The organism is Aquamicrobium terrae, assembly GCF_052978165.1.
On record NZ_JBRKLZ010000001.1, the window covers coordinates 2,487,278 to 2,505,425 of the forward strand.

Annotated in this window: 8 protein-coding genes; 1 reads left to right on the forward strand and 7 read right to left on the reverse strand. The window is 68.1% G+C overall.

What is annotated here, in order from left to right; all coding sequences use genetic code 11:
- Positions 1-26: 26 nt before the first annotated feature.
- The 7 genes from addA to ACVCNR_RS12350 form a co-directional block, all read right to left on the reverse strand.
- Positions 27-3,548, reverse strand: a complete 3,522-nt coding sequence (addA, locus tag ACVCNR_RS12320) for a double-strand break repair helicase AddA (protein ID WP_447075012.1) — start codon at positions 3,546-3,548, stop codon at positions 27-29.
- Positions 3,545-6,670 (reverse strand): double-strand break repair protein AddB, encoded by a 3,126-nt coding sequence (gene addB / locus ACVCNR_RS12325; protein WP_447075013.1) that lies wholly within the window; start codon positions 6,668-6,670, stop codon positions 3,545-3,547. The genes addA and addB overlap by 4 nt, the downstream gene beginning before the upstream one ends.
- Entirely contained in the window at positions 6,667-7,371 is a 705-nt protein-coding gene (locus ACVCNR_RS12330; RefSeq protein WP_447075687.1) for a nucleotidyltransferase family protein, read from the reverse strand. Before ACVCNR_RS12330 ends, addB begins: the two co-directional genes overlap by 4 nt.
- A gap of 17 nt (positions 7,372-7,388) precedes the next feature.
- Positions 7,389-8,900, reverse strand: a complete 1,512-nt coding sequence (tsaE, locus tag ACVCNR_RS12335; protein WP_447075014.1) for a tRNA (adenosine(37)-N6)-threonylcarbamoyltransferase complex ATPase subunit type 1 TsaE — start codon at positions 8,898-8,900, stop codon at positions 7,389-7,391.
- An 8-nt stretch (positions 8,901-8,908) separates the two neighbouring features.
- On the reverse strand, positions 8,909-11,461 hold the full coding sequence (locus ACVCNR_RS12340) for a sensor histidine kinase (RefSeq protein ID WP_447075015.1): 2,553 nt from the start codon (positions 11,459-11,461) through the stop codon (positions 8,909-8,911).
- Positions 11,462-11,680: 219 nt separating this feature from the next.
- The gene (gene ahcY / locus ACVCNR_RS12345) at positions 11,681-13,081 is read right to left on the reverse strand and encodes an adenosylhomocysteinase (protein ID WP_447075016.1); all 1,401 of its coding nucleotides are present in this window, start codon (positions 13,079-13,081) and stop codon (positions 11,681-11,683) included.
- Positions 13,082-13,298: 217 nt separating this feature from the next.
- Positions 13,299-13,736 (reverse strand): MerR family transcriptional regulator, encoded by a 438-nt coding sequence (locus ACVCNR_RS12350; protein ID WP_354195167.1) that lies wholly within the window; start codon positions 13,734-13,736, stop codon positions 13,299-13,301.
- Positions 13,737-14,123: 387 nt separating this feature from the next.
- Between ACVCNR_RS12350 and ACVCNR_RS12355 the strand changes: the two genes are divergently transcribed.
- A complete protein-coding gene (locus tag ACVCNR_RS12355) occupies positions 14,124-17,891 on the forward strand; it encodes a peptidoglycan-binding protein (RefSeq protein ID WP_447075017.1) in 3,768 nt (1,255 codons plus the stop codon).
- Positions 17,892-18,148 lie beyond the last annotated feature (257 nt).

The window sequence follows — 18,148 nt, forward strand, 5'->3', positions numbered from 1 at the left end:
CCGGCCCAATTCAAGCAGGTCTTGTGTCACGATAGGGTGAGTCGGGCAAGGGCGGCGTCCATCACTTCCGCCGGCAGCTCGATCAGGAGCGGGGCTTCGGTGAACAGCAGGGCCGCCGCGATCTCGCGCCCCGTATAGAGCGGCGCCAGCAGTTCGCGGTAGAGCGCGAGCTGGAGGATGTAGGCCTCAGGCACCCGCTCGAGCGTGGCCGGCGGGGGACGGTTGGTCTTGTAGTCGACGATCAGGATCCTGTCAGGCGTCACCGCCAGCCGGTCGATCTTGCCCGAGACCGAACGTTTCTTTCCCTTCACCTTCAGGCTGCCCATGAGCGCCACTTCGGCGCGCGAGCCTGCCGCGAAGATTGGCGCGAAGCGGGCGTCGTCCAGCACCGCCGTCACGGCGGAGAGCAGGCGTTCGCGCTCGCCCTCGCTCCAGCCGGCGCAGGCTCGCGCCAGATAGAGGCCGGCTGCCGTCCGGCGTTGTTCGGGGACCATGCCCGGCAGCATCTGCAACAGCTTGTGGGCGGCCAGGCCCCGCTGGATGGCCAGCGAGGGTTCTTCGTCGTCCGCCTCCAGAACGGGGGAGCGCAGATCGGGCACCGGCTCGATGCCGTCCTCCTCGATCAGCGCCGAGGCGCCGGAGGGCGAGAGCGGGCGTGGCAGCTCTTCGTCGTCCGCCAGCGAGTCGAACAGCATGGCGGGCAGTGGCGCGAAGCTGGTGTCGGTGCGTTCCGTATCGGTTTGGGCCTGTGTCAGGGGCGGCAGGCCGGTGGCGTGGAAGCGATGCACTGTCTCGCCGCTGACGGGGTGCACGAGTTCCCGCGTTTCCGGCGCGGCCGCCAGCGCGCGGCTGACGATCCGGTGCCAGGTCCCGTCGCCGGGTTCGCGCTTGCCGTGATAGCCGGCGACGATCAGCCGGTCCTCGGCGCGCGTCATGGCGACATAGAGCAGGCGGCGATATTCGTCGTCGGCGAGTTCGCGGGCCTTTTCCGCCGCCCCGCGCGAGACGGCATTGGCCACTTCGGCATCGGAGCGCCACAGATAGCCGCGGCCGCGCCAGTGCCGGCCGGAGCTTTCGAACGGCATCAGGCGCGGCAGGTGCTGGTCGCTGAAGGCGCGCGTGCCGCCGTCGACAAGGAACACCACCGGCGCTTCGAGGCCCTTGGAGGCGTGCACCGTCATGATGCGCACCTCGTCGCGGGTCTGGTCCATTTCCCGCTTCACCTCGGGTCCGGCATTTTCCAGCGTGGAGAGGAAGGAATCGAGGCCGGGCAGGCCGGTGCGCTCCTCGGCGAGGCAGAAGTTCAGGAACTCGTCCAGTATGTCGCCGGCTTCCGGCCCGAGCCGCGCGATCATCTTCCGGCGTACGCCGTCGCGTGCCAGGAGGGTGGCATAGAACTCGAATACCGGCTTGAAGGCGGCCTCGCTCGCCCAGCGTTCGAGCGTTTCGGCGATGCCGGCCAGTTGCGCGTCCGCTGCGGCGTGGCGGCGCAGCGACTGGATCAGCGGCTGGCTGCGCTCGCGCTCCGCCGCGAGGTCGAACAGGCGTTCCTCGGGCAGGTCGAAGATCGGCGAGCGCAGCACGGCGGCGAGCGAAAGATCGTCCTGCGGCTGGACGAGGAAGCGGCCGAGCGCGGCAAGGTCCTTCACCGCGATGTGGCCGGGCAGGCTGAGGCGATCCGCGCCGGCCACCGGCACGCCCTTTTCCTTCAGGCTCTTCGACAGGGCGTGGATGAACCGGTCGCGCTTGCGCACCAGCACCAGCACGTCGCCGGCGCGCAGCGGCCGTCCCTTGCCTTCGAGGATTTCGCCGCTGTCCAGCCAGTTCTTGATGGTGGCGGCGACATGCTCGGCCACCCGTACGGCCGGTGCGCTGGCGTGGTTGACCGGCAGCGTCCAGTCGTCCGGTTCGTCCACCTGATCCGCGCCCAGCGTCGGCCAGACTTCCACATAGCCGGGCGCGTCGTTGCGGATCGCCTTGTGGTCGAGCGGGTCGGGATCGTGGCTGATGCCGCGCCGCACCTCCGCGTCGGCAAACACACGGTCCACCGCGCGCAGCACATCCTCGCTGGAGCGGAAGGAGAAGGTGAGCTTGAGGTCGGCGAATTCGCGGCTGGCGGCGCGCACGCGGCCGGCGAACTCGACCTTGCTTTCGGCGAAGGAGTCCGGCGCGGCCCCCTGGAAGGAGTAGATGGACTGCTTTTCGTCGCCCACTGCGAAGATGGTGCGCAGGATATTGTCGCGCGCGCTCTCGCCGGCGAAGAACTCCTCGGCCAGCTTCTTCACCACGTCCCATTGCTCGGGGCTGGTGTCCTGCGCCTCATCGAGCAGGATGTGGTCGATGCCCTGATCGAGCTTGTATTGCACCCACGCGCCGGCATCGGGGCGCCTGAGCAGGTTGACGGTGCGGGTGATGAGGTCGTTGAAGTCGAGCAGCCCGCGCGCCCGCTTCAGCTCCTCGTAGCGGCGGATCAGCCAGTCGGCAACGGTGAGCGCCGAGGTCGTGCCCTTCACCATGCGGTAGAGCGCCAGCCGGTCGCAGGCGGCGGCGATGGCCTCGGTGGCGGCGAGGTAGCGTTCGGGCAGATTCGGCATGGCGGCGATCAGCGCCTTGGAAAACAGCCAGTCCGGCTTGTAGGCTTCGCCCTTGCCGCTGAGGAAGGATTTTTGCAGGCCGCCAAGCCGGCGCACCGGGTCTTTTTCCGCGAAGGCCGCCAGCGCCTCGTCCACCAGCGATGTGCGGGCCCGGTTGGCGCCGAGCTTTGTCGCGGCGGTATCCAGTGCGGCGAGATAGCCGGCCTCGAAGCTGGGCAGCGGCCAGGCCGCCTCGGCGATACCGGCCTCGCTGTCTGTCGAATCGAAGCCGAATTCCTCGAAAAGCGGTTCGAATCCGGTCGCCGTCCCGCCGATCTTGCCCAGAAACTCGCGCAGCGCCTCGCGCTTTCCCACGATCTCGGAAAGCAGCGCGTCGAGCCCGGTTTCGCCGCCGCGCGCAAGCACGGTGGCGAAGGCCTCGGTCAGTTCCGTGCCGGCCCCGCCCACCGCGCCGGCGATCATGTCGCGGCGCGCGGCGGCGACCAGCGCCCGCTCCATCTGCGTGTCGACCATCTGGAAATGGGCGACGATGTTCGCCTCCAGCGGGAACTGGTGCAGCACCGCCTCGCAGAAGGCGTGGATGGTCTGGATCTTCAGCCCGCCCGGCGTCTCCAGCGCCTCGGCGAACAGGCGACGCGCCCGCTGCAAGGTCTCGGCGTCAGGCCGCCGCCCATCCATGGTCTCGATGCGCTTCGCAAGCTCGGCTTCGTCCAGCGCTGTCCATTCCGACAGCGTGGAAAAGACGCGGTTCGACATGTTGGCCGCCGCCGCGCGCGTATAGGTCAGGCACAGGATTTTCGACGGCTCGGTGCCGCGCAGCAGAAGCCGGATGACGCGCTGGGCCAGCACATGCGTCTTGCCGGAGCCGGCATTGGCCGATACCCAGGCCGAATTGGCCGGGTCGGAGGCACGCGCCTGCGCAAGTGCTGTGTCGGTGGGGATCGGATATTTCATTCCTCTCCCCCTTCGCCGGCACCGTCGCCGCCGGCCGACCATTCCAGCACGCGCGCCAGATGGTCGTAGTCGCCATCCGTCTCGCCCTCGCGGAAGGGCAGTGCCCGTGACAGATAGCCGGTGGCCGGATTGGCGTAATGGTAGAGCAGCTTTTCCAGCCGCGCCCACGCATCCTCGCCAAGCTCCGTGCCGGAGCGGATCGTCTTGCCGTGCCTGAGGATGGATTCCTGTTCCACCTCGCCATTGGCGCGCAGGCGGATGAAGGCGAGGTCCGCCGGCTCGCGGCTGCCGAGATCGCGGAAGCTGCCACGCCTCAGCAGTGCGGCTTCCAGGGCGAGTTGCGGTGCAAGCAGCGTGTGCGCCTGCACCTTGGAGGGCGAGGAACCCGTCTTGTAGTCGAGAATGTCGGCCATGTTGCCGGTGAGAAGATCAACACGGTCGGCATAGCCGGACAGCGTGACGCCGGTGCCGCCGACAACCGTCTTTTCCGCCCGCGTCTCGGCATGGCGCGAGAGCACGTCGAAGCGGTCACGCTCCCATGCGATGACGTTCGCCGCCATCGTCTCGAAACGCGGCCACCACACCGCCTCGACATCCTGGGGCAGTTCGGCTTCGGCGAAACAGTCGCGGCCGGCCTGCACCAGCTTTTCGAGTGCATCCGGAGCGGCAGGATCAGCCTCTGTAGAAAAGCGGTGCAGGATGGCGTGGAACAGCGTGCCGCGCTCGGCCGCGCCCGGATCGCGGATCACCGGATCGAGCGCATGAAGGCCGAGGATGCGGCGCGCATAGACGGCGTAGGGATCGCGCCGCAGCGTCTCGATTTCCGTAACCGAAAAATGCTTCGGGCGCACGTCCACGGGCGGCACGGGGCAGGGGCGTGGTGCGAAGTCGGAGCGTGGCGCTTCATCCAGCGTGCGCGCCCATGAAAGCAGTTGCTCGCCGCGCCGGCGCATGACGGCGGCATGGTCCTTGCCCGTGAAGGTGAGCAGGCGTTGCAGCCAGCGCGATGGCACGGCCGGCGCGTCGCCCGAGCGCAACGCCCGCGCCAGCACCACCTTTGGCGCGCCCATCGCCATCTGGAAATCATGGGCGGCAAGGCCGATGCGCCGCTCCGGCGGCTCGAGTTCGAGCCCGCCCTTCATCAGCCGCGACATGAAACGGTCGCTCTCCGGCTTGCGCGGCCACACCCCTTCGTTGAGGCCGCCGACCACCAGCGTGTCGACATGCTGGAGCCGCGCCTCCAGCGCGCCCCATATGGCAATAGTGCGGTCGGTGCCCTGCCGCGGCTTTACCGTTTCGGGGGCGAGCAGAGCGTCGAGCACGTCCGGCCATTCGTCCGCGCCGAAGGCGAAGGGCGATTGCGCCGCCACCAGATCGCGCAGCACCTGCGCCAGCTTCTGGCCGGCATCGCCGGCATAAAGGGCGGTGACGCTGCCGTCGGCATGGCGGCCCAGCGCTTCCAGCGCCTTCGTGCTTGCCTCTGCGAACTGGGGCACGCCAAGATCGGAGCGTCCGCGCAGTTCGAGCAGCGGGCCGAGCGCCTCGACAAGCCGCTGGACGATGGCGATCGCCTCCGCGATGCGCCGCGCCGGAAAGCGGGCGAACCAGAACAGCTCGCGCCCGCCGTCGCCGGGATCGGCCAGACGCCGCTCGAACAGGTCGGTCAAGGTGGCGATGTCAGGGCGCCCTGTGCCGCCGCGCAAGGCGGCAAGCTCGATCAGTTCGGCCGCATGGCGCACGGGCGCGCGCTCCAGCCCCAGCGAAAGCAGCGGGTGCTTGACCAGCGCCAGCAGCGGCAGCGGATCGCCGGGGCGGAAGGCGGCCTGTACCGCAAGGCGCAGCAGGGCGGCGGGCGGCGTGTTGGCGAGCGGCGTGCCGCCGGAATCGTCGGCCGTGATGCCGAAGCGCAGCAGTTCGGCAGAGACGCGCCGGGCCAGCGCCCGGTCACCCGTCACCAGCGCGGCGCGCTTGCCGGGAACGCTCACGGCATGGCGCAGTGCCACGGCAATCGCGGTGGCCTCGTCGCGCTCGTTCGGCGCTTCCAGCACGGTCACGCCTTCGAGCGCGGCCGCCATGTCGCTGTCGCTGAAGCGTCCGCGCGTCTGCGGCCACAGCTCCGTCGTGTCGGCCGGGCGCAGTGCCTCGCTGACGATCCGGTTGCGGAGATCAAGCGCCGGCACGGGCGCGCCGAGCGGCGCGATCTCGTCGCGGGCGACGCCGATCTTGCCCGCCAGCTTGACGAGGCCGTATTGCGGATGGCCGAGCAACGCCGGCCGCGCCTCCGGGGCGGAGATGGCGGCCAGCGAGGCCGCGTCGAGCGCGGCATCGAAGCCCGGCAGCACCACCGCGCCGTTGGGCAGGCGGGAAATCACCTTGAGCAGTTCAGCAGTGGCGGGGATCGAGCCGGTCGAGCCGGCGGCGATGACCGGGCCGGCGGGTGGGTTGCGCAGCAGGCGTTCGGCCTCGGAGCGGATCAGCGCGCTGCGATGGGCGGCGGGGTTGGAACGGTCGCGCTCGGCAAGGATGAGCGGCCAGTGCTGGCTGGCGATGCCGAGGAAATCCAGCGTCACCTGCCACCAGCCGGCAAGGTTGCCGGTGACGAGATCGGCAAGCTTCGCCCAGTCGGAGCCTTCCGTCTCCACCTCGTCCATCAGTTCGGCCAGGTCCCGCGCCAGCCAGATGGCGTCGGCGGCGGAGGCCGGCACCATGATTTCTTCCGCGAAGCGTGCCGCGACTTCGGCCGGCAGCCGCTGCTTCCACGCTCGCACCAGAACGGCGAGCAGCAGCAGCCTTTCCGTCGAGGCGATGGGCGGGGCAAGGTCGAGCGCGGCCGCGCTTTCCGGCGCATCGGTCTCGAACAGCGCCTCGTCCTCGTCGAACTCGCCGAGCGGTCGCACCGTGGGCAGGATGGCGGCCCGCCCGCCCATCAGCTCCATGAACTCGGTGCGCAGCGCGCGCGCCGCGCGCCGCGTCGGCACATAGATGGTGACGTCGGCCAGCGCCAGCGGGTCGCCGTCGAAGCGGAAATCGGGAACCAGCGTGCCCGAAAGCAGCGCCTCGGCCAGTGTCGGCAGGAAAGGCGCTCCGGGCGGGATCGAGAAGACGCGTGGCGCGCTTCTCATGCCGCCCCGGCCGGGAATTTCCGGATGGCCGCTTCGGCCGGTGCGATGGCATCCGGCGTGCCGACCGTGATCCAGTGGCCGTTCATCGCCATGCCGAACAGGCGGCCGGCGGTAATAGTGCGGTCGAAATAGAGGTTGAGCGAATGCGGCTTCGCTTCCGCGTCGGCGAAGATACGCGGATGGATGATGCCCGCGCCGCCATAGATCAGGCCTGCGGGGTCGCCCTTGGCGCGGGCAAGACGGCCGTCTTCACCGAGCAGGAAATCGGTGCTGCCGCTGTGACCCGTGGCGTTCGCCGGATCGGCGAGCATGAGCAATATGTCCATGCGCCCATCGTCCCACGTCGCGGCCAGACGCTCAAGCTCGGGCGTGCCGCGCTCGATCCAGAAGGTATCGGCATTGAGGATGTAGAACGGGTCGGGTTCCAGTTCCGGCAGCGCCTTGACGATGCCGCCGGCGGAATCGAGCAGCCTGTCGCTTTCGTCGGAAATGACGATGCGCGGGCTGGTGCGTCCTGCGACGTGCGCCGCGATCATATGGCCGAGATGGTGCACATTCACCACTGCCTTTTCCACACCGGCATCGGCCAGCGCATCCAGCCCCCGGTCGAGCAGGGTGCGGCCGGCGATCTCCACCAGCGGCTTCGGCAGCGTGTCGGTGATCGGGCGCATGCGCGTGCCGAGCCCGGCGGCGAGCACCATCGCATTTGTCGGACCCGTCACAGTTCGCGCTCTTCCAGAAAGCCCTGTTCTTCATAGAAGGCGCGCAGGGAAGCCAGCGCCGGATGGGCGAGCGCGCGGCGCAGATAGTCGCGGATGCGGGGCAGGTGCTTGAGATAGCCGGGCTTGCCGTCGCGGCGGTGCAGGCGCACGAAAATGCCGAGGATCTTGGAGTTTCGTTGCGCCGCCATCAGGGCGTAGGCTTCGAGGAAAGCAGCTTCGTCGAAGGGGCCGGCGGCGCGCCGGGCGGCGAGATAGGCGTCCACCGTCGCCTGCTCCACTTCGCGGGGCACGGTGGCGCGGGCATCCATGGCGAGCGAGGCGAGGTCGTAGGCGGTGGGGCCGATCAGCGCGTCCTGAAAATCGATGACGCCCAGCCGGCCATGCCCGCTGCGTTCCGCCCGCCAGATCAGGTTCGGCGAATGATAGTCGCGCTGCATCAGCGTGGGTTCAAAACCGTCGATGCGGTCGAGCGCATCGTTCCACTCCTGCCGGTAGCGGGCGCGCAGGCTGTCATCGGCCGGCTGGCCGGTCACGGCCGGCACATACCAGTCGACCAGCAGGTCGACCTCGATCAGCATGGCTTCGCGGTCGAAGGGCGGCACCTCGTGGATCACGCCGGGCGCGGCCTCGATACGGGAAGGCCATTGCCGGCCGTGCATGTCGGCCAGCAGTTCGGCGGCCGCGAGATAGCGCTCCCGTATCGGATTGCGCGCATCGTCCAGCACGCCGGTGCTGCCCAGATGCTCGATGAGCAGGAAGCCGTTGTCGAGGTCCTGCGCGTAAATTTCCGGGGCGCAGATGCCGGCTTCGCGCAATGCCCGGTCGATGGCGACGAAAGCGGAAATGGTCTTCGAGGTATGGGCGATCTCGGCATAGGGCTTGCCGTCTCGCACCGGCGGGCCCATCACCAGCGGCGGCGAGTTCATCAGGATGCGCTTGGGCTCGCCCTCCAGCCGCACCGTTTCGTAGGAGCGGGCCGAGGCGTCGCCCGTGAGATGGCGGCGCTGGGCGTTGCCCCAGCCAGCGCTTGCGAGAAAGGCGCGCATGGCGAGCGACCGCCCGACCCGCGCCAGCGCCTCGCCGCTGCCGGAAATGCGCGCGCACCGGCCTTCGCCTTCGTGGACAAGCTCGACCGAAAGGGCTGTGCCGGGCAGGCGGCTGCCGGCGTGTTCGGGCCATTCCACCAGCGCCACGCCTTCGGCGATTGCTTCCTCGAAGCCGAGTTCGTCCAGTTCGTCTTCCGCGCCGAGGCGATAGAGGTCGAAGTGATGGACCGAAAATCGCGTCTCGTAGCTCTGCACCAGAGTGAAGGTGGGGCTTGGCACTTCCAGCGCTGCATCGTCGGCAAGGGCGCGGATCAGGGCGCGCGCCAGCGTGGATTTTCCGGCGCCGAGATCGCCTTGCAGGGCCAGTACGTCGCCCGGCCGCACAGCCATGGCGAGGTCTTCGCCGAAGCGCCGTGTCGCGGCCTCGTCCTCAAGCACCACCTCGAAAGCGGAGGCTTCCATGAACCGGCCTACTCCGCGGCCTGGCGCACGCCCGCCGGAGTGTCGGGGAAGGTGCAGACGACGGTGGTGCCCCGGCCGGCGCCGGTTTCGATGCGCACAGTGCCGCCATGCAGCTCCACGAAGCTCTTGACGATCGACAGGCCGAGGCCCGCGCCGCGCCGGCGCCCGCCATTGACCCGCGATTCGAAGCGGTGGAACACGAGGTCGAGCACGTCGGGCGGCATGCCCGGCCCGTCGTCATGCACGGCGAACTCGACGCTGTCGGCCAACTGCCGGCATGTCAGCCGCACTGCGCTGCCTTCCGGCGCGTAGTTCGCGGCATTGGTCAGCAAATTGTAGAGGATCTGGCGGATGCGCACCTCGTCGCCATTGAAGCTCCTGGGTGCGGCCGACGCATCGACCTCCAGCTTGATGGCGTGTTCCTGCAGGCGCTCGGAAACCAGCTCGGCGGCGGCCGCGATGGCGTTGCCGACATCGACCTCGGTGATCTCGAGCTGCATGATGCCGGCGTCGACCGTGGCGAGGTCGAGGATATCGTTGACGATGGTGAGCAGCACCGACGACGACGAGCCGATATGCTCCACATATTCGCGCTGGCGCGGCGACAGCGGCCCGGTGGCCGGCAGCGACAAAAGTTCGGTGAAGCCGATGATGTTGGTGAGCGGCGAGCGCAGCTCGTAGGAGACGTGCTGCACGAAGTCGTTCTTGATCTGGTCGGACTTCAGCAGCGCCTCGTTCTTCTCCTTCAGCGCCCGCTCGACATTGACGCTGTCGGTCACGTCCACGAAGGTGGTCATCACCTGGCCGTTGGGCAGGTGGATGACGGCATAACGTAGCACGCTGCCGGAATTCAGCTCGACCAGCCCGTGCCAGTTGCGCCGCTCCTCGTCGAAGCCGGTGATGGCGGCAACGAAGCCGCCCCATGGGCTGTCCGTGGCGCGGCTGTCGCAGACCGCCCGGATCGAGGCGACATGCACGTTCGGCTGGACGATAGCGTGGTCCAGTTCCCACAGCGCGGCGAAGGCGGGATTGGAGAGGCGCAGGCGGCCGTCGGGCCCGAACACCGCCACGCCCTCGGCCAGGTTGTCGAGCGTCTCGCCCTGCACGCGCACGGCGGTCTGGTAGCGGCTTTCGAGATCGATCTTCTCGGTCAGGTTCTCGAACAGCCAGGTGACGCCGCCCTTGGGCTGCGGATTGGCGACGACGCGAATCGTCTTGCCGTCCGGCAGGTGCCACCAGTGCTCCTGCGTCTCGACGGCGCGATAGGCGCCGAGCAGGTTCTCCTTCCAGCGCCGCCATTCCGGCTGCTCGGCGATCTTGCCTTCGCTGCGCAGCCTGTCGAGCAGCAGGGCGTTGTCGGGCGCGCTGTTGAGGAAGGGGATGTCCAGCATCCACAATTTCTGGAACGCCTGGTTGAAGAAGCGCAGCTTCTGTTCGGTGTCGAAGATCGCCACAGCCGTGTTGAGCTGGTCGAGCGTGTCGGCATGGCTGCGCGCGGCGCGTTCATATTCCTCGCGCACGGCTTCCACCGCGCTGACGTCGCAGGCCAGTCCGGCCGAGCCCTTCGCCCCGTTGTAGTCGGTCACGGCGAACTGGCGGCGGTCACCTTCGATGACGGTGGAAAGCGTCTGCGCGAACACCGGATGGCTGCGATGCTGCTCGGCGATCGCCGAACGCGCCCGGTCGCCGAGGAATTCCTTGCCCTCGCGGATCGCGTCCTCGCCCGTCGGCGCCTCGACGGCATCGGCATAGGCGCGGTTGATCCATTTCAGGCGGCCTTCCTCGCTGCGCAGCCACACCGGCATGTTCAGGGCGTCGAGCAGGCCGACAATGGTTTCATGGTCGGCGGCCAGCCGCTCGTTCTCCAGCTTGAGGCGGGCATGGGCCCGCTGGGTGTCCGACAGCGACAGGAAGCGCACCAGCGTATGCGTCGCCCCTTTCCGGCCCTGGACCTCGAGCGGCGCGCCGGCATGGGTCTCGGCGATGAGGTCGAAGGACGTGCCCTTCTCGCGCAGCGCCGCCATGCCGCGCTCCAGCGCGGCGGCGGAGCGGGGCGCCAGCCAGCGTCCGAAGGCGAGGAAAGCGGCCCGCTCCTCCGGTGCGCCCGTGGTGAGCGGCAGGGCGCCGATCAGCTCGGGCTTCTGGTTGTCTCCGGCCCAGACGATGACGCGCTGGTCGCGCAGGTTGAGGATCGCTTCCGAGCGCTGGAGGGCGGCGTTGACGTCGGCGATGCGGGCGCGAAGCTGCACATTCTCGGCCGCCGTGCGCTGGCGTTCGCGGATGAGCACGATCGCCGAAATCAGGGCAGCGCCCATGACGCCGACCGACAGGGCGAGCTGGATGACCTCGGAGGTGCCGATGGGCAGGGCGGCCCGCGCCGCCGTCTGTGCCGCGGCGTTCAGGGTGGAGAGGGGGAGGGCAAGCGCCGAGGAGGCCAGCAGCCAGCCAAGCCGCCGCCCGGCCGGCGTGCGCCAACCGAAGGACGGGACAATCCCGCCGCTGGAATCGCTATGGCCGCCGGAAACGGCCTTTCCCGCTCGAAGCGGGTTTTCCCCCGGCATGTCGTGATCCTCTCCGCCGCCGTCTGCAAGGACGCTCAGCCGGAAAACCCGGCCACCAGCCCACCCCTTTGGACCCGAACCCATGACCGGCTGAAGCGTCGCGAATCACCTCACAATACCGCCTCGCCGAATCTGCGTGAAGCAGGCCGGCCCGCAAAAATAGGGCCGGACGGAAAGTCAACCGCCCGGCCCTATATGTGGTAGTATTTCCAAGCTTGGTTAATAGCGGTAGTGTTCCGGCTTGAACGGTCCCTGCGGCGTCACGCCGATATAGGAGGCCTGTTCGTCCGAGAGCGTGGTCAGCCTGGCGCCGAGCTTGTCGAGATGCAGCCGCGCCACCTTCTCGTCGAGATGCTTGGGCAGCACGTAGACCTCGTTCTTGTACTCGCCGCCCTTGGTGAACAGCTCGATCTGGGCCAGCACCTGATTGGTGAAGGAAGCCGACATGACGAAGCTCGGATGGCCGGTGGCGTTGCCGAGATTGAGCAGGCGGCCTTCCGACAGAAGGATCAGGCGCTTGCCGTCCGGGAAGGAGATCATGTCGACCTGCGGCTTGACGTTGGTCCATTTCAGGTTGCGCAGCGCCGCCACCTGGATCTCGTTGTCGAAGTGGCCGATATTGCCGACGATCACCATGTCCTTCATCGCCCGCATATGGTCGAGACGGATGACGTCCTTGTTGCCGGTGGTGGTGATGACGATGTCGGCGGTCGGCGCCGCGTCTTCCAGCGTGACGACCTCATAGCCGTCCATCGCCGCCTGCAGGGCGCAGATCGGATCCACCTCGGTGACCTTGACGCGCGCGCCGGCGCCGGCCAGCGAGGCGGCCGAACCCTTGCCGACGTCGCCATAGCCGCAGACCACGGCGACCTTGCCGGCCATCATCACGTCGGTGCCGCGGCGGATGCCGTCGACCAGCGATTCCTTGCAGCCATATTTGTTGTCGAACTTGGACTTGGTGACCGAGTCGTTGACGTTGATGGCCGGGAAGGGCAGCAGGCCTTTCTTCTGGAGCTGGTAGAGGCGGTTGACGCCGGTGGTCGTCTCCTCGGTGACGCCGCGGATCGCCTCGCGCTGCTTCGTGAAGAAGCCGGGCGTCGCCGCCATGCGCTTCCTGATCTGGGCAAAGAGGATTTCCTCTTCCTCGCTGCCGGGGTTGGACAGCACGTCCTCGCCGGCCTCGGCGCGGGCGCCGAGCAGGATGTACATGGTGGCGTCGCCGCCGTCGTCGAGGATCATGTTGGAAGGCACGCCGTCTGCCCACTGGAAGATGCGGTCGGTGTAGGTCCAGTAGTCCTCCAGCGTCTCGCCCTTGACCGCGAACACCGGGATGCCGGCATCGGCAATCGCCGCGGCGGCATGGTCCTGGGTGGAGAAGATGTTGCAGGAGGCCCAGCGCAGCTCGGCGCCCAGCGCCTTCAGCGTCTCGATCAGCACCGCGGTCTGGATGGTCATGTGCAGCGAGCCGGTGATGCGCGCTCCCTTCAGCGGCTGGGCCTTGCCGAACTCCTCGCGGCAGGCCATCAGGCCCGGCATTTCCGTCTCGGCGATCTCGATCTCCTTGCGGCCCCACTCGGCAAGCGAGATGTCGGCGACCACATAGTCCTTGTTAGCTGTCATGATGGCACTCCAGTGGAATCTGTCGGCGGGCTGCCGTGCCGCGGACGCGGCCGATGGCGCGAAGCTGCCCGCTGACTAGCAGATCACTTCGAAAACGACAACGGGATATAAAGAAATCTTTATCTCTGTATACTTATTCTGGCATGCAACATGGCCGGCCGGCCATCGGCTCCCCCGCCCGAAGCGGCGAGGGGCAGGCGCCATGCCCGAAGGTCGGTCAGGCGGCGCTCTGCTGCGCCGTGTTCCCGGCCAGCATGCGGCGCGCCTCGTCCATCGAAAGGCTGAGGTCGGCGATGGCTTCGTCGAGCAGGGCGCGCTGCTTTTGCAGGCGGGCCATCTGCTTCTCCGATTTCTCCAGCGCCACCTTGAGCTGGCGGGCGTTGGAGCCGGAGGGATCGTAGAGGTCCATCATCTGCTTCACGTCGCGCAGCGAGAAGCCGACCTTGCGGCCGAGCAGGATGAGCTTCAGCCGTGCCTTGTCGCGATGGGTATAGAGGCGCGTGCTGCCGTCGCGCTGCGGGTTGATGAGGCCCTTGTCCTCATAGAAGCGCAGCGTGCGCAAGGTGACGCCGAAAAGCTTGGCCATTTCGCCGATGCGCGTCAGCTCTTCGGTCTCGTGGGGTTTGCCGGTGGCGGCGGCCGCATGATCGGCCATCAGGTTGTCGGTCTTCATTCGGGGTTCCGGATCGTGAGGTGTTGCCTGACGGACAAGGCCGATATGCAAGCGTTTCGAGGCCCTGCCCATTACGTTTACGTAAGGTGTGATTAGCGGGAAACGCCCTCCGGTTCAAGTATCGTGGGCGGAGACGGGCGGAACGGACGTTTTCCGGCGTCAGGTTGCGACTTCTTAACCACAGTTAACGCCTTGTTTACCACGTTCGGCGAATTGTGCGCTTGTCGGTCCTCCGTGTTTATCCAGTAGCGAAGTTTTCACGGTTTTCGGCAGGCGCCGGGTACAACGCCGGACGAAGCCTTCCGTTCCGACCGCATTGAAGGGGAAGCCGGTCATCGGGGCCGGCGCTGTGAGGAAACGGGCGTCGCGATGAGCAACAGAAGGTCCTATCTCGACACGCTGAATGCGGGCCGGCCGCGCAAGCCGAACTCGACCCTTGAACAGATCAACGAGTCGCTTGCGGCTCTGGAAGAGCGTTTGCAGCTCGGCCGCACCGACCAGCGCCCGCGTCCGGACAGCCTGATGCGCGGCGCCGAGCACGGCTTTGCCGAGGAACGGGACTGGACCGCGCGCCGCGGCGGCTTCGAGCCGGGCGCGCGCCATTCCGCGCCGCTCCACGTTTCCGGCTATCAGGCGATGGCGCGTGACATGGACCGCATTCGCGGCCAGGGGGACGAGCTTGCCAAGGCCGGCAGGATTGCCGGCGAGTTGCAGGAGCTGCGCGACGAATTGCGCCAGCAGATGGCCGCCGACCTGCATCGCGAATTCGAGGTCCTGCGCCGCGACATCGACAAGGCCGGCCGGTCCGGCGACGGCGCCGGCGACGGCGTCCGTTTCGGCCGTGAACTGGAGCGCCTTTCCGAAACCGTCCAGGAACTGGCCCACAGGAACGACGATCGCAGCGTTAATCTGCTGCGGCTGGAGCTGGAACAGCTCAAGGCCCAGGTCGAGACGCTGGCGCGCGAGGAAAGCGTGCGGGCCGTCGATCGGCGCTGGGATGATTTCGACCGCCGCTGGACGGCCTTCGAGGACCGTTTCGAGGCCGGCGCCGACCATCGTGTCGTCGACGCCGGCTTTGCCGTGCTCGGCCAGCGGCTGGAAGAGATCGCGCGTGCGGTCGACACGCTGCCGCAGTCGCTGTCGCTCGGCTCGCTGGAAGAGAAGCTGCACACGCTTGCCGTGGCGGTCGACCAGTTCATGACCCAGCCGTCGTCCGCTCCCGACACGCTCGGCCTGATCGACGAGCGGCTGGATGAAATCTCGCGCGCCATCGTCGCCTCGACCGTGGCGGCGCAGGCCAGCAGTTTCGACCCCGCCTCGCTGGAGCGGATCGAGAACCGCATCGCCGCGCTGGCCGAGCAGATCGAGGAAGTGGCGCAGGACCGCCCCTCGCTGGAGATCATCGAGCGGCTGAACATGCTGTCGCGCCGGGTCGACGAACTGGCCGCGGAAAGCCGCCTGCCCGAAGACATGATGGAACGCTTCGCCGACCAGATCGCCATCATCGCCGAACGGCTCGGCCAGGCGCCGGCCATGCCCGACCTCGACCATCTGATGGAAGGGCTGGAGCAGCGCTTCGACCTGTTCGCCGCTTCGCTGGATCGCCGGCAGAGCGATGCCGTCGAGCAGGGCAACATCATCTTCCGCGACCTTGAGCGGCGGCTGGACGAGGTTGCCGAGAGGCTGGACCGGCGCGAGATCGCGCCCGCCTTCGACGGAGCGGAGGTGATCGAGGCGATCGACGCCCGCTTCGACGCCCTGGCCCGCGAGATGGAAAGCCGCGAGCCGGCCGGACAGGAAGCCATCCGGGGGCTGGAAGTGCGCCTTGCCGAAATCTCCCGGCAGATCGACGGTTCCGCCGAGCGCTTCGGCGCCCTCGACCAGCAATTGATCCGCAGCCTCGAGGCGCAGGTGGCCGGGCTGTCGGCGCATCTCGCGCAACCGGGCACGCCGCTGCCGGAATTCGAGGACATCAGCCCGCGCCTGAGCCAGATCGAGCAGTCGCTTGCCGGCACGCGCGAAACCATCGTTGAGGCCGCGCGCGAGGCGGCCGAACGGGCCGTGCAGTCCATGGGCGGCACCGGCGGCATCGAGCAGGTCGCCGTCGCCGGCCTTGCGCAGGACCTCAAGACGCTGGAGGGGCTGACGCGCCGTTCCGACGACCGCAATGCCCGGACCTTCGAGGCCATCCACGACACGCTGCTGAAAATCGTCGAGCGTCTGGGCTCGCTGGAGGCTCCGGGCGCCGAGGCCGATATGGCCGCGCAGCCGGAGGCCAAGATCGCGGTAACCGGGGCGCCGAGCCTCGACATGGAAGCGCCGGCCGCCCTGGCTGCCGAGGGCGAGACCTTTCTGGTCGATGCCATGGACGGCGAAATGCAGATACGCACTCCGGCGCAGGCCGCCTCCGAGGCGGCGAAGGCCGCGCTCGGCGAAACGGCCGGGCAGGAATCCGCGCGCAAGACGTCGCTGCTCGGCAACCTCACCCGCGCCTTCCGCAAGGATGCCGCCGCCGCCGCCAGGCCGGCCGAGCCGGTCGCGGTTGCCGAACCGGCCGAAATCGGCCTCGATGAACCGCTGGAGCCGGCGCTGATCAACCGCCCGCTCGAGCCCGGTTCGGGTGCGCCCGATCTCAACGCCATCCTGAAGCGGGTGCGCGACGAGCGCAGCCAGTCCGCCGCCCGCCCGGCCGCCGACACGGCGAAGTCCGACTTCATCGCCGCCGCCCGCCGCGCGGCCCAGGCCGCGGCCGCCGAAGCCGAAACGCTGAAGCGCCAGTCGAGCCTGGGCGGCCAGACCAAGGGACTGCGCATCGGCGAGCTGTTCAAGGCCCGCCGCAAGCCGATCCTGATGGCGGTCGGCGCGGTGATCCTGGCGCTCGCCGGCCTGCAGTTCGGCAAGACGTTCCTGGCCGACCAGCAGCAGGCCGCCCGCATCGAGACGGCGCCGGCCGTCGTCGAGCAAACCGTGACGCCCGAACAGCCGGAGCGTGAGGCGGAGGAGGCGCGCGTGGTCGAGCCGGTGCGTCCGGAAGACGAGATGGCTGCTGCCGAGGCGGATATGCGGCAACAGGCCGCCGCGCCGGTTCTCGATGCTGTTTCGACGCCGGCTCCGGTGGCCGGAACGCCTGCGGAGGCCGTGCCGGAAGCGCAGGCCAGCGGGACCGAAGAGGTTACGACCGATCCCGTTTCCCCCGATCCCGTTTCCCCGGATCCCGTTTCCATCGACCCCGTTTCCACAGACACCGTCTCGACCGGTGCCGTGCCGCCGGTTGCCGCCACGCCGATCGACGTGCCCGCCAATCTCGGCACGCCGGCCTTGCGCGATGCCGCCGCATCGGGCGACGCCAAGGCGCTGTTTGAGATCGGCGCGCGCTATGCCGAGGGCCGCGGGGTGCAGGAAGACATGGCCGCCGCCGCCAAATGGTATGAAAGCGCCGCCGATAAGGGCCTGGCGCCGGCGCAGTACCGCATCGGCAATTTCTACGAAAAGGGCATCGGCGTCGAACGTGACACCGACAAGGCCAGGAGATGGTACGAGATGGCGGCCGGGCAGGGCAATGCCAGCGCCATGCACAATCTCGCCGTGCTGCTGGCCATGGGTCCCGATGGCGCCGCCGACAACGAGGGTGCGGTGCGCTGGTTCAAGGCCGCCGCCGATTTCGGCGTCAAGGACAGCCAGTTCAATCTCGGCATCCTCGCCGCCAAGGGCGTCGGCATGACGCAGAACCTCGAGGATTCCTACAAGTGGTTCGCGCTGGTTGCCAAAACCGGTGACAAGGACGCCGCCACCAAGCGTGACGAGATCGCCAAGGTGCTGCGTCCCGAGCAACTCGAAAAGGCGCGCCAGACGGCAGAGCTGTGGCAGGCGAGGGAACTCGACATGGATGCCAACGGCGTCACCATTCCCGACGCTTGGCTGGATGAGCCCGTCACCACTGCCTCCGTCGACATGAAGAAGGCGGTGCAGAACATCCAGGCCATCCTCAACAAGAACGGCTATTCGGCCGGCGCGGTCGACGGCGTCATGGGCGGCAAGACCAAGGACGCCATCATCGCCTTCCAGACCGACAACGGGCTGTCGCCGACCGGTGAGGTCGACGAGAAGCTGGTGGAGGCCCTTCTGGCGCGTAGGTAACCCGCGACGCCGCAGGCGCGCAAAGCGGTAACCGCGACGCCGCAGGCGCGCAAAGCGGCAACCGCGACGCCGCAGGCGCGCAGGCAGATGATCCCTCGCCGCAGGCACACAAAGCGGACAGTTGCGCCCGCTTTCGGCGAGCCGCTGGGCGCTGGGTTCGCTGTGGCGCGCAAATAGAACGCAAATAAAAGTGGACAGCGTCGTTTATACGATGCCTTGCCACATATTTGCCTGTTAACTGATTGACATGGTTCTGG

Bases quoted from the DNA above. Each gene is read 5' to 3' on its own strand.
- addA (WP_447075012.1), bottom strand. From the start codon at position 3,548: ATGAAATATCCGATCCCCACCGACACAGCACTTGCGCAGGCGCGTGCC.
- tsaE (WP_447075014.1), bottom strand. From the start codon at position 8,900: ATGGAAGCCTCCGCTTTCGAGGTGGTGCTTGAGGACGAGGCCGCGACA.
- ACVCNR_RS12340 (WP_447075015.1), bottom strand. From the start codon at position 11,461: ATGCCGGGGGAAAACCCGCTTCGAGCGGGAAAGGCCGTTTCCGGCGGC.
- addB (WP_447075013.1), bottom strand. From the start codon at position 6,670: ATGAGAAGCGCGCCACGCGTCTTCTCGATCCCGCCCGGAGCGCCTTTC.
- ACVCNR_RS12350 (WP_354195167.1), bottom strand. From the start codon at position 13,736: ATGGCCGATCATGCGGCCGCCGCCACCGGCAAACCCCACGAGACCGAA.
- ACVCNR_RS12355 (WP_447075017.1), top strand. From the start codon at position 14,124: ATGAGCAACAGAAGGTCCTATCTCGACACGCTGAATGCGGGCCGGCCG.
- ACVCNR_RS12330 (WP_447075687.1), bottom strand. From the start codon at position 7,371: ATGGTGCTCGCCGCCGGGCTCGGCACGCGCATGCGCCCGATCACCGAC.
- ahcY (WP_447075016.1), bottom strand. From the start codon at position 13,081: ATGACAGCTAACAAGGACTATGTGGTCGCCGACATCTCGCTTGCCGAG.